The following is a 12,845-nucleotide window of genomic DNA, read 5'->3' on the forward strand; positions in this document are numbered from 1 at the left end:
CGGCCGACCCGGACCAGGCTGGAGGGGCGGCGGGACCCGACCCGTCCCGGGCCACGCGGCCCCGCGCACCGGGAAGGACCCCATGCTCTCCATCGTCTACTCCAGCACCGCCGAGCGGTCCTTCGACGACGTCGACCTCGCCCAGCTCCTGGCGCAGAGCCGGACGACGAACGAGGCCCACGGGCTCACCGGGCTTCTCGTGCACCGCGAGGGGCGATTCCTCCAGCTGATCGAGGGGGAGGAGGACGACGTCCGGGAGCGCATGGCCGCGATCCTCGCCGACGACCGCCACGGGCGCATCGCCATCCTCATGGAGGAGCGGATCACCGAGCGCCAGTTCCCCGACTGGACGATGGGCTTCGCGCGCTACGACGCCCGCGTCGCCGAGCGGCTCCCCGGCTACCGCGAGTCCTTCGAGGACCTGGAGGGCGACCGCCCGGACGACCGCATCCGGCCCGCCCTCCGCGAGCTGATCCGGTGGTTCCAGGAGGACACCGGCCGGCTGTCCTGAGGGGCGGCGGCCCGACCCCGGCTCACGCCGCGGGCGCCACGCCCCGCCAGAACCCCGCGAGCAGGTCCGCGCTCGCCTCCGGCTGGTCGACCTGGGCGGAGTGGCCCGCGTCCGCGACCACCTCGTAGCGGGCGCCCGCGCGCCCGGCCATGTCGCGCTGCCAGTCCTGGGGCCAGGCGTCGTCGGCGTCGCCGCGGGAGACGAGCACCGGGAGCCCCGTCGCGCGGAGCTCGTCAACGCGGTCGGTCTGGGCCTGCATGATCTCCAGCGCGCCGAGCAGCTGCGCCGACGCCGTGCCGAGCAGGCGTGTGCGGAACCACGCGACCTCGGGGTCGTCGCCGTCGAGCTGCTCGGGCAGGAACCAGAGCGGCCAGAGCCCGGCGCTGCCCGACGCGCGGAGGGCGGCGATCTGCTCTGAGCGCTCGCCGCGGCTGCGGGGGCCCGAGTTCCAGTGCGTGTAGCTGGCGAAGCGGCCGGGGTCGCGGATCACGGCCTGCAGCCCGACGACGCCGCCGAAGCTGTGGCCGAGGAGGTGCACGGGTCCGAGCGGCGCGGCGGGCGCGGCGTCGTTCGCGACGTGCCGACCGCCGGATCCGCCGACGCCCGCCAGCGCGTCGACCACGTGGTGCACGTCCTGGCCGAGGGTCTCGAGCTCGTAGCCGGTCGCGTCGACGGGCGGCTCGGCCTGGCCGGGGCCGGTGGATCCCCACTGCCCGCGCTGCGAGAACGCCACGACCGTGAAGCCGCGGTCGGCGAGCGGGCCGAGCAGCGGGAAGAAGTCCTCCTTGGATCCCGTGAAGCCGGGCACCAGAAGCGCGACGGGCGCGGTCGCCGGATCCCCGGTGCGGGCGCGCACGCGCACGGCCGACAGCCGGGCCGCCGGGACCTCGATGGTCAGGTCCTCCGCGTCCTCGGGCCGGTGGTCGGACAGGGTGCGCGGGGCGCGGGCGTCGGTGCTCATCTCGTCAGCGAAGGCCGGGGGCGATGCGGCGACCGGCGGCGGGGGCGCTCAGCCGACCGGATCCGCCACGGGCAGCGTCAGCAGGAACCGCGCGCCCGCACCCGGGACGGCGGGCAGGCACACGAGGTCGCCGCCCTGGGCGCGGGCGAGCGCGCGGGCGATGGGGAGGCCGAGGCCCGCGCCGCCGTCGCGGCGGTCGCGGCCGTCGTCGAGGCGCACGAGGCGGTCGAAGATCCGCTCGCGGTCGGCGTCGGGGACGCCGGGGCCGTCGTCGACGACCGTGATCCGCACGGTTCCGTCGTCGGCGCCCTCGGCCTCCACGCGCACCTCGGATGCCGCGTAGCGGGCCGCGTTCTGCAGGAGGTTGTCGAGGATCTGCGCGAGCCGGTCGGGATCGGCGCGCACCGCCGGGGGAGCGCCGCGGACGCCTGCGACGACGCGCGTGCCGGGCGTGCGCGCCTGCTGCTGCGCGACCGCCTGCCCGATGACGGGCGCCACGCGCACGGGCCGCCCCTCGACCGAGAGGCCCTCGTCGAGGCGCGCCATCATGAGCATGTCGTCGACCAGGCGACCCGCGCGGATCGCCTCGCGCACCACGTGCACCGACAGGCGCTCGCGCTCCTCGGCGCCCGGGTCGGTGCGCACGAGGGCGTCGGCGGAGGCGCGGATCCCGGCGACGGGCGTCCGCAGCTCGTGCGCCGCGTCCGCCACGAAGGCGCGCATGCGTGCCTCGGCCGCGAGGGCCTGGCGCTCGGCGTGCTCGATGTCGTCGAGCATCTCGTCGAAGGCGGTCGCGGTGCGGCCGAGCTCGGTGCCGGGACGCGTGGGGCGGAGGCGGCGGCCCCGGTCGCCGCGGCCGATGGAGCGGGCGACGCCGGTCATGTCCTCGAGCGGCCGTAGCGTCCGGCGCACGACGACGACCAGCGCGACCGCCGCGAGCGCGAGGAACGCCACGGAGGCCACCGCGAGGATCCCGCGGAGGGACGCGAGCGTACCGTCCACGGATCCGGTGCCCGCCGACAGCTCGAGCACCGTGCCGTCGCTGAGGTCGGAGCGGAGGGTGAGCGCGCCGTCCGCCGAGCTGACGGCGCTCGAGCTGACGGTCACTGCGTCGGCGTCCGATGGGGGCGTCGCGGTCGTGGCGGACCCGGGCGGGGAGCCCAGCGGATCCGGCCCGGGCTGCGTGGCGCCGAGCGGATCCCGGCCGGGCCGTGCCGAGACCTCGCCGCCGTCCGGGCTCGTGATCTGCACCGCCACGCCCTGCGCGCTCAGCCGCTCGGCGAGCGCGTCGTCGTCGAGCACGCCCACGAGCGCGGCCGCGGCGGACGACCGGTCGGCGAGCCGGTCCTGGATCTGCTGCCGGAGCTGCGCCCCGAGGATCGCCTGCACGGTGAGCGACAGCGCCACGAGCAGCACGGCGAGGAGCGCGAGCACCGCGAGGACGGTGCGGGTGCGGAGGGATCCGGTGCGCAGCGGCGCGTCCGGCGCGGCAGCACGACCGAGGCCGCGCGCGCTCACGCCTCCACCCGGTAGCCGAGCCCGCGGACGGTGTGCAGGAGCCGCGGCCCGTGCGCCTCCATTTTCTTGCGCAGCGCGCTGATGTGGACCTCGACGAGGTTCGGGTCGGCCTGGTCGTAGCCCCACACCTGCGTGAGCAGCTGCGTCTTCGAGAGCGTGCGGCCGCGGTGCGCGGCGAGGTAGGCGAGGAGCTGGAACTCGATGGAGGTGAGCTCCAGCTGCTCGCCGCCGCGCCGGGCGAGGCCCGCGTCGGGATCCACGAGCAGGTCGCCGATCTCCACCACGGACGTGAGCCGACCGCGCCGCCGCAGCACCGCGCCGACCCGTGCCACGAGCTCCGCGAGCGCGAAGGGCTTCACGATGTAGTCGTCGACGCCCTGGCCGAAGCCGCGCAGGCGGTCCTCGACGGCGTCGCGGGCGGTGAGCATGATGACGCTCGCGTCGCTCCATCGGCGGATCCGCTCGGCCAGCTGGATCCCGCTCGGGCCGGGCAGCATCCAGTCGAGCACCACGAGGTCGGGCAGGAACCCCTTGACCTCCTCCTCGAGCTCGACGCCGGACGCGAGGCCGCGGACGACGAAGCGCTCGGCGGTGAGGGTGGCGACGACGGCGGCGCGGATGGCGGCGTCGTCCTCGACCACGAGGACGCGTGCGGGAGGGAGCATGCCCCGACTGTAGGAGCCGCGCATGGGCGCTTCCGGCCGCATGTCCGCTCCGGGCGCCGAACTTAAGGAGGACTTCAGATCCGCTGCCGAGCCTGGATCCACGACCGCGACGCACCCGTGCCGCGGCGGACACGGAAGGACCACCATGGACGACACCATCACCGTCTTCGAGAAGGGGTGCGGCGCCCGGGAGCCCGGCGCGCCGACGCCCGCCCCCCGGAAGCACCGCGCCGGCATCGCCGTCGGCATCGCGGGCGCCTCCCTCGGCCTCGTCGCGCTGTTCTCCTCGCCGGCGTTCGCCGACGGGAACGGCGGCGACACGAGCGGTGCGGCCGGATCCGGGAGCGGCACCACCGCGACCTGCCCCGCCCCGCCCGCGCTGCCCGACGGATCCACGCCCCCCGCCCCGCCCACGAACGCGGACGGGACGCCAGCGACGCCGCCCACGCCCCCGACGAACGCGGGCGGCACGCCGGTGACGCTCCCTGTGCCGCCGACGAACGCGGGCGGCACGCCGGCGACGCTCCCCGCGCCGCCCACCAACGCGGACGGGACGCCCGCAACGCCGCCGACGCCGCCCACCCCGCCGACGAACGCGGACGGCACCCCCGCGACGCAGCCCGCGCCCCCCGCCGACGGCTGCGTTCCGCCCGCCCCACCCGTCGGCGCGGACGGCACGGCGCCCACCCCGCCCGCCGGCCCCGCCGCTCCGGCGACGAAGCCCGGGTCCTCCGAGGGCTCGACGTCGGGAGGCACGCCCGCCACGACGCCCGCGCCCGCGGCGACGTCCGGCAGCTGACCGGATCGCCCGCCCGGCCGGGGCCCGCGACCACCGCGGGTCCCGGCCGCGCGTCTGCCACCATGGCCGGGTGACCGCCACCGTCCCCGCGCCCGCGTCCCTGATCGGCACCCACGTGCGGCTCGACCCGCTGCGCCCCGCCCATCTCCCCGCCCTGCGCGCGGCGATCGCGCACCCTTCCGTCTTCGCGGGCGGCTTCGGCGGCGGCGCGGCCGGGCTCCCCGCCGATGCGGACGCCTTCGACGCGTGGGCCCGCGGCTACTTCCGCTGGGACGACCTGCCGACCGCCGTGATCCTCGTCGGCGGCCCCCACGACGGCCAGCTCGTCGGCACCACGAGCCTCACCGAGCTCGACGTGCGCCGCGAGCGCGCGCACGTCGGCTGGACCGCCTACGACCCGCGCGTCTGGGGCACCGTCGTCAACGCGGAGGCCAAGCGCCTCCTGCTCGGTCGCGCCTTCGACTCCGGCTTCGGGCGGGTCAAGCTGCAGGCCGACGCGCGGAACGACCGCTCGCGGGCGGCGATCCTCAAGCTCGGCGCCACCTTCGAGGGCGTGTGCCGGCGGGATCAGCGGCGGGCCGACGGCACCTGGCGCGACGCCGCGATCCACTCGATCCTCGCCGACGAGTGGCCCGCCGTCCGCGCCGGCCTCGACGCGCGCATCGCCGCCCACGAGGGACGGCCGGTCCTGTTCCGCACGCCCGCGACCTGAGTGGCCGCGCCCCGGGGGGACGGGTCAGTCGGCGTACGGATCCGCGTCGTCGGGCTCCGCGGGGTAGTGGAACTGCATGCCGATGGAGTCGATGGCGCCGGTCCAGACCATGTCGGCCCCCTCGCGGTGCAGCGGGGGAGCGGTGGAGTCGATGACGTCGGCGAGGCCGAGCTCCGCGATCCAGTCCTCGATGATCTCCCGGCGCGCCCCGTGCGAGTAGGCGTCGGCGCTCCCGATGAAGTGCACGAAGTCCGCGTCGCCGACCTCCCACGCCAGCGGGCGGAGGCCGCGCGTGCGCCCCTCGGCGTTCCAGGCGATCGCGACCATGAGCTCGATGTCCGCGCGTCGCAGGGAGCGGCGTCCGAGTGGCATGGGTGCTCCGGCGGTCATGGGGTCTCCTGGATCGTCGTACGGCTGCGGGACGGGCACGTGCGAGAGCGGATCCGACGCTCCGCCGTGCAGGCGGGCGGGGGCGGAGCGGGGAGGTGCGTCACCGAGCCCGAGCCCGACGAACGCGCGAACGCGCGTCGGGCCCGGCTCCCAGGTGCCCGGTTCGGGCGGACTCCTGGTGTGGTCGCCGTCGCACTGCCGGCACGTCGAGTTCCGGCAGTGCCACACGACGTCCCCAGCGACGGGTGATCGATCGGGACTCGGGCGACCATAACCCCTCGGGTGGGGAAACGCCAGGCGCGGGGGCATACGGGGGGCGCTGCTCGCGGCGCATGGGCCCGCGCGCGTGACGGTTCGGACGTCGGGGCGGCGCGTCGTTCGGCCCCGGCGATGCGGGGCGACGGGCTCACCATACGGCGTCCGCGTCCGCGTCCGCGTCCGCGCCGCTCCCGCGGCGTCCCCGTCGCGCGCGGCGCCCCGGTCCGCCTCCTCGGTAGCGTGGACAGGACGGCACGACGACGGGAGGCGGACGATGGCGGACGTCCGCGGATCCCTCCACCACGTGGAGCTGCAGGTGCGCGACCTCGACAGGGCGCTGGCCTCCTGGGGCTGGATCCTCGGCGAGCTCGGCTACACGGAGGACGCCAGCTGGGCCGACGGCCGGAGCCTCCGCCTCGGTGACGCCTACCTCGTGATCGCCCGGGCGCCGCGCGACGCCCCACACGACCGGCGCGGCGCGGGCCTCAGCCACCTCGCGTTCCACGCGGGATCCGCCGCGGACGTCGACCGCCTCTGGGCCGAGGCGCCCGACCACGGCTGGGCGCGCCTGTACGAGGACCGCCACCCGTTCGCGGGCGGGCCCGACCACCGGGCCGCGTTCCTGGAGGACGGCGAGCGGTTCAAGATCGAGCTCGTGGCGGACTCCTAGACGCCCGGCCGTCGACGCCCGGCGACCCCCGCCTGCGACTCGAGTCGCAACCCGGGTGCCGACTCCCGCGCCCTGTGCGGGAGCGGCCGAGCGGGGAGCGTGGGATCCATGGACACGACACCCCGCTCCACCCCCTCCGCCCCGACCCGCGGCCGCCGTCCGCGGCGCCTCGCCGCGACCGTCGGCGCGCTCGCCCTGGCCGTCGCCCTCCCGCTCGCCGCGGGGGCCGCCACCCCCGCCACGCCCGCGGATCCACCGCCCCCTGCCCCGCCGCAGCACCAGCAGGGCGGCCACGACCTCACGAAGGACGACCTCGACGCCTGGCTCGACGGCGTCGTCGGCTCCGCGCTGCCGACCACCGGGATCCCCGGCGCCGCCGTCTCCGTGGTCGCCGACGGCGAGGTGCTCACCTCCCGCGGCTACGGCCTCGCCGACACCGGCACCGAGAGCGGAACCGCCCGCCCGGTGGATCCCGACGACACCCTCTTCCGCGTCGGCTCCGTCTCCAAGGTGGTCTCCGCCACCGCCGTCATGCAGCTCGTGGAGGAGGGCCGCCTCGACCTCGACGCCGACGTGCAGCAGTACCTCGACTTCGACCTCGACACCCCGAAGGGCGCCGTCACGCTGCGGCACCTCCTCACCCACACGTCCGGGTTCGAGGAGGTCATCACGGGCCTCATCGGCCTTCCCGGCAGCGAGCGCGCCCTCGGCGACGTGATGAAGGAGGATCCGCCGGAGCAGGTCTTCGTCCCCGGCACCACCCCCGCGTACTCGAACTACGGAGCCAGCCTCGCCGGCTACGTCGCCGAGCGCGTCGCCGGGAAGCCGTTCGTCGACCTCGTGCAGGAGGAGGTGCTCGACCGCGCCGGGATGACCTCGTCGTCGTTCGCGCAACCGCTCCCCGCCGACCTCGACGCGCGCCTCGCGGAGGGGTACCCCGACGACTCCCAGCCCGCGTACCCGACGGAGGTCGTCAACGCGGCCCCGGCCGGCGCGCTCTCGGCGACCGCGTCCGACATGGCCCGCTTCATGCTCGGCCACCTGGGCGACCTGCCCGCCGACCAGGCGCTGCTGGATCCCGCCACCCTCGACGAGATGCACCGCCCGGCCCTCGACGCCGACCAGCTCGGCACCCTCGCCGCCGGCCAGCGCATGGACCTCGCCTTCTTCGACGACAGCGCGCCCGGCGTCCCCGCCTTCGGCCACGACGGCGACACGAACGTCTTCCACACGGCCATGCGCATGTTCCCCGAGAGTGACGCCGGCATCTTCGTGACGTTCAACGGCTACGGCCGCGACGCCGTCGACACCCTGGAGCTGCGGACGACCGTGCTGCAGGGCTTCGCCGACCGGTACCTGCGCGCGGACGACGGCACGAGCGGGTCCGCCGCCGCGCCGACGGGCGATCCCGCCGCGGCCGCCGCGCTCGCCGGCACCTGGCTGTCCTCCCGCTCCCCGTTCTCGAACCCGGGCGCGCTGCTGAACCTCAGCGGCCAGACCGAGATCGTCCCGCGCGCCGACGGCACCATCGCGGTCACCCCGAAGCCGCTCGGCGTCACGACGGGCGTCTACGAGAAGGCGGGCGACGACCTGTGGCGCGAGGTGGGCGGCGACGCCGTGCTCGCGACCCGCGCATCCAGCGACGGCGGACCGGTCGACGCGATCTCCTGGGGCGCGTCCTTCACGCTGCTCCGGGCCGAGCCGTGGCAGGTCGCGTCCGTCGCGATGCCCCTGCTGCTCGCGTCCGTCGCCGTCCTGCTCGTGTCGGTGATCGTGTGGCCGGCCACCGCGATCGCGGGCTTCGGCCGACGCCGGGCCGCCCGCGCCGACGCCGAAGTCCCCGCCGCGCCGCGTCCCCGCCGCAGCCGCCCCCACCTGCTGTCCCGCATCGGGCAGGCCGTGACGCTCGTCGCGCTCCTCGGCTGGACGGCCGCGGCCGTGCAGGCCCTCTCGTTGGTCGACGTCCCCGCCGGCGCGCTCCGCACCCTGCAGGGGCTGCAGGTCCTCGGCGCCCTCGCCGTGATCCCCGCCGCGCTCGCCGCGTGGCAGGCCGTGCGGACGCGGCGCGGGGCGTGGATCGTCGCGGGACGGATCCTCGTCCTCCTCGCGCTGGTCGCCGTCGCCGCCTTCGCGGTCGGCTTCCGCCTGCTCGCGCCGAGCGTGAGCTACTGATGCGCGACGACGCGGGCGTCGGCGGCGGCCGGTCGGCCTGGCATGCTCGGAGCGTGACCGACCCGACGCCCGCCGACCTCGTCGCCGTCCGCCCGTGGGGCGTGCTCGGGGAGCGGATCCGCGCCGGCCTCGCCCGCGTCGGCATCCGCACGGACGCCGGGCGCGACGCCGCGGCCGCCGCGGCCTGGGCGGTCCTCACGGTGCTGCTCCTCGGCGTGCTCGCCGCGCTCGTCTGGGCGGACGGCACCTCGCGCAGCATGTCGCCGGCGCAGGGCGCGCTCATCGGGATCCTCGCGGTTGTCCAGTGCGCGCCCCTCGCCTTCCGCCGCCGCCACCCGCGGTCGACGCTCCTGGCGGTGTCGCTCCTCCAGGGCGCGCTCGTCGCGGTGATCCCGCCGCACTTCGGGTTCTGCGCCGCCGCCCCGGTTGTCGCGGCCTACACGGTCGGGTCGCGGCTCGCGCCGGCCTCCGCGGTGCGCGTCGTGGCCGCGGCCATCGGCATCGAGGCCGTCGGCGCCTACCTGGCCGCCACCGGCCAGGGCAGGGCGCTGCTCGTGCCCACGGCCGTGCACGCGGGGCTCAGCGTCGACACGGTGATCGCGGCCGTCTCGATCCTCGTCAGCGGCCTGCTCATCGCCGCGGCCAGCGCCGCCGTCGGCTCCTGGGTCGCGCTCCGCCGCCGCCACGACCGCGACGTGCTGGCGCGCGCCGCCGAGAGCCTCGAGCACCAGGCCGCGCTGAGCAGGGCCGCGGTCGCCGCCGAGCGCACGCGCATGGCCCGCGAGCTGCACGATGTGGCGGCGCACCACCTGACGGCGCTCGTCGTGCAGGCCGGTGCCGCGGAGCGCCTGGTGGACCTCGACCCGGAGCGCGCCAAGGACTCCCTCCGCGGCATCCGCCGCCAGGGCCGCGAGACCCTCGACGCGCTGCGCTCCATCGTCGGGATCCTGCGGCAGGGCTCCGACGGCGAGGGCGGCGACGCGGCGGGCACCGCGCCCGTGCCCGGCCTCGCCGACCTGCCGGGGCTCGTGGCGGCGGCCCGCACGTCGGGCACCGAGGTCGAGGAGCGCGCGACGGGCGCCGCGCCCGCGCTCGCGCCGCTCGCCGACGTCACCGCGTACCGCACCGTGCAGGAGTCGCTCGCCAACGCGCGGCGGCACGCGCCCGGATCCGCCGTCACCCTCACGACGGAGGCCGGCCCCGCGCGCATCGCCCTCACCATCGAGAACGCGCTGCCCGCCGCCGCCCCGGCGACCGCGCCCGGCTACGGCCTCGTCGGGATGCGCGAGCGGGCCGCGCTCGTCGGCGGCCGCCTGGAGGCGGGCCCCACCGGATCCGGCACCTGGCGCGTGCGCCTCGAGCTGCCCGTCGAGCCCGTCCTCGCGTCGGGGGCCGGCGCGTGATCCGCGTGGTGCTGGTCGACGACCAGTCCATCGTCCGCGCGGGCTTCCGCGTCGTGCTGGAGACGGCCGGCGGGATCGAGGTGGTCGGCGAGGCCGCGGGCGGACGCGAGGCCGTGGAGCTCGTGCGCCGCCTCGCGCCCGACGTCGTGGTGATGGACGTGCGCATGCCGGGCGGCGACGGCATCGAGGCGACCCGCGCGATCACCGGAGCCGACGCCGACGCCGACGCGGACACGCCTGGCGACCGGCCGGGACCGGCCGTCCTCGTCGCCACCACCTTCGACCTCGACGAGTACGTCTTCGGCGCGCTCGAGGCGGGCGCGCGCGGCTTCGTGCTCAAGGACGCCGAGCCCGAGGAGTTCATCCAGGCGGTCCGGGCGCTCGCCGAGGGCCGCGCCGCCCTCGACGGCGTCACGACCCGCCGCGTCATGGCCGAGTTCACCCGCCGCCGCGCCGCGTCCGCCGTGCACCCCGGCGCCGAGGTCCTCACGCCGCGCGAGCAGGACATCGTGCGGCTCCTCGGCGACGGCCTCTCCAACGACGAGATCGGCGGCCGGCTCGTGATCGAGACGAGCACCGTGAAGTCGCACCTCACGCGGATCATGACCAAGCTCGGCACCCGCGACCGCCTGCAGACCGTCGTGTGGGGCTACCGCTCGGGCCTACTGCCCTGACGGGCGGCGGCGCGCTCGGGCGGCCGCCGCGACGCGCCCGGGCGGCGCGCGGATCCTCGAAGTGCGACCCGCCGCGTTCGCCCGCGATCCACCGTCCGTGCCGCGAACGTCCACCGCGGACGGCGCGCTCCCAGGCCCGTCGTGGTCTGATGGATCCATGGAACCCATCTACACCGCTATCGCGCACGCCTCCGGCGGAGGACGCGACGGACACGTCCGCAGCGAGGACGACCGCATCGACTTCGACACCCGTCCCCCCAAGGAGATGGGCGGCTCGGGTGAGGGCACGAACCCCGAGCAGCTCTTCGCCGCCGGGTACAGCGCCTGCTTCCTCGGCGCCACCCACCTCGTCGGCAAGAACGCCGGCGTCGACACGAAGGACGCCGGCGTCTCCGCCAGCGTCTCGATCGGCGACAACGGCCAGGGCGGCTTCGGCCTCGCGGTCGAGCTCGACGTCTACCTCCCGAACGTGGCACCCGAGCGCCGCCAGGAGATCGCGGACGCGGCCCACCAGGTCTGCCCGTACTCCAACGCCACGCGCGGCAACATCGACGTGAAGGTCACCATCGTCGACTGATCCCCCCCGCACGACACGAGGCGGGCGTCCCCAGCGGGGACGCTCGCCTCCGTCGTCCCAGGCGCGGATGGGTAGGGTCATCGCATGCCTGAGAACACCGGCCCCGCTGGGGCGCCCCTCGACGACGACGCCCGTGCCGCCCTCGAGGAGCTGGGGGAGATCCGCGGGAGCATCGACAACATCGACGCCGCCCTCGTGCACATGCTCGCGGAGCGCTTCAAGTTCACGCAGTCGGTCGGCCGGCTCAAGGCCGCGCACGGGCTGCCCGCGGCGGATCCCGAGCGCGAGCGCCGCCAGATCCTCCGCCTCCGCGCCCTCGCCGAGGAGTCCCGGCTCGACCCGGCCTTCGCGGAGAAGTTCCTGAACTTCATCGTCGCCGAGGTCATCCACCACCACACGCGCATCGCCGAGGACCAGGGCGCGGCCACCTCCGCGGTCGCGCCCGAGGACGGCGGCCCGGCGGCCTGATCCGCCGGCCCTCCGGGGCTCAGCCTGGCGAAGCTCAGCCCTCCGGGGCTCAGCCCTCCGGGTACGTCTCCCGCAGCACGCGCTCCAGCAGCTCCGCCACGGCGCCCGGCCCCGACGCCGGCGCGACCGCCTCGACGCCCGCGTTGTAGTTGGTGTTCGTGTTCACGTCGTAGGTCACGAGGCGTCCGTCCGCGGTCTCGATGAACTCGATGCCGGCCACCTCGATCCCGAGCCCCGCGAGGAACGCGACGTAGCGCTCGACGAGCGGGTGCTCCGCGGTGATGTCCTCCCGCAGCGAGAAGATCGTGTCACCCGGCTCCTGGGCGATGGTCGCCCCGGGCGGCATCACGAGCGCGCCCGTGGTCGGGTCGATCGCGCACGCGTCCGCCGGGCACAGCTGGTACCCGCCGCGCGCGGTGTCGGCCTGGATCGCGTAGACGAAGCGCCCGCCGACGATCTCGACGCGCGTCACCCGCGGCGTCGCCGCCTCGAGGAACTCCTGCAGCAGCGTGATCCCGTCCTGCGGCTCCTCGAGGTCCGGCCCCTCCACGTACGCGGCCAGCTCCTCGACGCTGTCGAACCTGCGGACGCCGAGGCCCTTGCCGCCCTGGTTGTGCTTGGTGATGAAGGGCGTCGGCAGGCCGCGCGCCGCCTCGACGATGCGGTGGCTGCCGATCACGGCGCGCGTCCGGGGCACCTCGATGCCCGCCGCCCGGAGCGCCGTGAGCTGGTCGACCTTGCTCACCTCGAGCTCGATCGTGCGGCGCCCGTTGACCGTGCGGCGACCGTGCGCCTCCAGCCAGCTCATGAGCGCGCGCGTGTAGTCCTTCGAGAGCGCGTGGTCGCGCGTGTGCGCGGAGGCGCTGATCCTCGACCAGAAGATCCCCTCGGGCGGCGCCTCGTCGATCTCGAGCACGCCGTCGGTGAGGAGCCACTCCTCGTACGGCACGCCCCGCGCCTCGAGCGCGGCGGCGAACGGGCCGAACCACTCGGGGTTCTCGTGGATGGCGAATACCTTCGGTGCGGTGGTCATCCCCCCAGGCTACGAGGCGGGCGGGGCGGCGACG

The 12,845-nt window shown here is 76.2% G+C and carries 14 protein-coding genes; 9 read left to right on the forward strand and 5 right to left on the reverse strand.

Going from position 1 to position 12,845, the window contains the following annotated elements; all coding sequences use genetic code 11:
• The first annotated feature begins 82 nt into the window (after positions 1 to 82).
• On the forward strand, positions 83 to 511 hold the full coding sequence (locus tag CMN_RS03130) for a BLUF domain-containing protein (protein WP_015489403.1): 429 nt from the start codon (positions 83 to 85) through the stop codon (positions 509 to 511).
• A 22-nt stretch (positions 512 to 533) separates the two neighbouring features.
• On the opposite strand, the gene CMN_RS03135 is transcribed toward CMN_RS03130, so the two are convergent.
• The 3 genes from CMN_RS03135 to CMN_RS03145 are packed head-to-tail and all read right to left on the reverse strand — an operon-like array spanning position 534 to position 3,655.
• Positions 534 to 1,472, reverse strand: coding sequence for an alpha/beta fold hydrolase (locus tag CMN_RS03135; RefSeq protein WP_015489404.1), 939 nt, complete (start codon positions 1,470 to 1,472; stop codon positions 534 to 536).
• Between the two features lie 48 nt (positions 1,473 to 1,520).
• Positions 1,521 to 2,990: a sensor histidine kinase gene (locus CMN_RS03140; protein ID WP_015489405.1), complete on the reverse strand. Its 1,470-nt coding sequence runs from the start codon at positions 2,988 to 2,990 to the stop codon at positions 1,521 to 1,523.
• Entirely contained in the window at positions 2,987 to 3,655 is a 669-nt protein-coding gene (locus CMN_RS03145) for a response regulator transcription factor (RefSeq protein WP_041465230.1), read from the reverse strand. The genes CMN_RS03140 and CMN_RS03145 overlap by 4 nt, the downstream gene beginning before the upstream one ends.
• A 145-nt stretch (positions 3,656 to 3,800) precedes the next feature.
• On the opposite strand from CMN_RS03145, the gene CMN_RS15170 reads away from it, so the two are divergent.
• Together CMN_RS15170 and CMN_RS03155 are read left to right on the forward strand one after the other, a co-directional pair.
• Positions 3,801 to 4,454, forward strand: a complete 654-nt coding sequence (locus tag CMN_RS15170) for a hypothetical protein (protein ID WP_015489407.1) — start codon at positions 3,801 to 3,803, stop codon at positions 4,452 to 4,454.
• Positions 4,455 to 4,524: 70 nt separating this feature from the next.
• Complete coding sequence (locus CMN_RS03155) at positions 4,525 to 5,166, forward strand: GNAT family N-acetyltransferase (protein ID WP_015489408.1); 642 nt, start codon at positions 4,525 to 4,527, stop codon at positions 5,164 to 5,166.
• A 24-nt stretch (positions 5,167 to 5,190) separates the two neighbouring features.
• Here CMN_RS03155 and CMN_RS03160 read toward each other — a convergent pair whose 3' ends face one another.
• Positions 5,191 to 5,556 carry a hypothetical protein gene (locus CMN_RS03160; RefSeq protein WP_015489409.1) on the reverse strand — a complete coding sequence of 122 codons (366 nt, stop codon included), beginning with the start codon at positions 5,554 to 5,556 and terminating at the stop codon, positions 5,191 to 5,193.
• Positions 5,557 to 6,088: 532 nt separating this feature from the next.
• Between CMN_RS03160 and CMN_RS03165 the strand changes: the two genes are divergently transcribed.
• From CMN_RS03165 to CMN_RS03190, 6 genes are all read left to right on the forward strand, one after another.
• Positions 6,089 to 6,484 carry a VOC family protein gene (locus CMN_RS03165; protein WP_015489410.1) on the forward strand — a complete coding sequence of 132 codons (396 nt, stop codon included), beginning with the start codon at positions 6,089 to 6,091 and terminating at the stop codon, positions 6,482 to 6,484.
• Positions 6,485 to 6,592: 108 nt separating this feature from the next.
• Complete coding sequence (locus tag CMN_RS03170; RefSeq protein ID WP_015489411.1) at positions 6,593 to 8,656, forward strand: serine hydrolase domain-containing protein; 2,064 nt, start codon at positions 6,593 to 6,595, stop codon at positions 8,654 to 8,656.
• Between the two features lie 53 nt (positions 8,657 to 8,709).
• A complete protein-coding gene (locus CMN_RS03175; protein WP_015489412.1) occupies positions 8,710 to 10,059 on the forward strand; it encodes a sensor histidine kinase in 1,350 nt (449 codons plus the stop codon).
• Positions 10,056 to 10,733 carry a response regulator transcription factor gene (locus CMN_RS03180; RefSeq protein WP_015489413.1) on the forward strand — a complete coding sequence of 226 codons (678 nt, stop codon included), beginning with the start codon at positions 10,056 to 10,058 and terminating at the stop codon, positions 10,731 to 10,733. Before CMN_RS03175 ends, CMN_RS03180 begins: the two co-directional genes overlap by 4 nt.
• A 157-nt stretch (positions 10,734 to 10,890) precedes the next feature.
• Positions 10,891 to 11,310 (forward strand): organic hydroperoxide resistance protein, encoded by a 420-nt coding sequence (locus tag CMN_RS03185; protein WP_011931929.1) that lies wholly within the window; start codon positions 10,891 to 10,893, stop codon positions 11,308 to 11,310.
• An 84-nt stretch (positions 11,311 to 11,394) separates the two neighbouring features.
• A complete protein-coding gene (locus tag CMN_RS03190; RefSeq protein WP_015489414.1) occupies positions 11,395 to 11,778 on the forward strand; it encodes a chorismate mutase in 384 nt (127 codons plus the stop codon).
• A 49-nt stretch (positions 11,779 to 11,827) separates the two neighbouring features.
• On the opposite strand, the gene CMN_RS03195 is transcribed toward CMN_RS03190, so the two are convergent.
• The gene (locus CMN_RS03195; protein ID WP_015489415.1) at positions 11,828 to 12,811 is read right to left on the reverse strand and encodes an ATP-grasp domain-containing protein; all 984 of its coding nucleotides are present in this window, start codon (positions 12,809 to 12,811) and stop codon (positions 11,828 to 11,830) included.
• Between the last annotated feature and the right edge of the window lie 34 nt (positions 12,812 to 12,845).

Origin of the sequence: Clavibacter nebraskensis NCPPB 2581 (assembly GCF_000355695.1) — a bacterium.
GTDB classification, from domain to species: domain Bacteria; phylum Actinomycetota; class Actinomycetes; order Actinomycetales; family Microbacteriaceae; genus Clavibacter; species Clavibacter nebraskensis.

Coding starts and splice junctions, on each gene's coding strand:
- CMN_RS03130 (WP_015489403.1), top strand. CDS start 83: ATGCTCTCCATCGTCTACTCCAGCACCGCCGAGCGGTCCTTCGACGAC.
- CMN_RS03135 (WP_015489404.1), bottom strand. CDS start 1,472: ATGAGCACCGACGCCCGCGCCCCGCGCACCCTGTCCGACCACCGGCCC.
- CMN_RS03145 (WP_041465230.1), bottom strand. CDS start 3,655: ATGCTCCCTCCCGCACGCGTCCTCGTGGTCGAGGACGACGCCGCCATC.
- CMN_RS15170 (WP_015489407.1), top strand. CDS start 3,801: ATGGACGACACCATCACCGTCTTCGAGAAGGGGTGCGGCGCCCGGGAG.
- CMN_RS03160 (WP_015489409.1), bottom strand. CDS start 5,556: ATGACCGCCGGAGCACCCATGCCACTCGGACGCCGCTCCCTGCGACGC.
- CMN_RS03165 (WP_015489410.1), top strand. CDS start 6,089: ATGGCGGACGTCCGCGGATCCCTCCACCACGTGGAGCTGCAGGTGCGC.
- CMN_RS03170 (WP_015489411.1), top strand. CDS start 6,593: ATGGACACGACACCCCGCTCCACCCCCTCCGCCCCGACCCGCGGCCGC.
- CMN_RS03185 (WP_011931929.1), top strand. CDS start 10,891: ATGGAACCCATCTACACCGCTATCGCGCACGCCTCCGGCGGAGGACGC.
- CMN_RS03190 (WP_015489414.1), top strand. CDS start 11,395: ATGCCTGAGAACACCGGCCCCGCTGGGGCGCCCCTCGACGACGACGCC.
- CMN_RS03195 (WP_015489415.1), bottom strand. CDS start 12,811: ATGACCACCGCACCGAAGGTATTCGCCATCCACGAGAACCCCGAGTGG.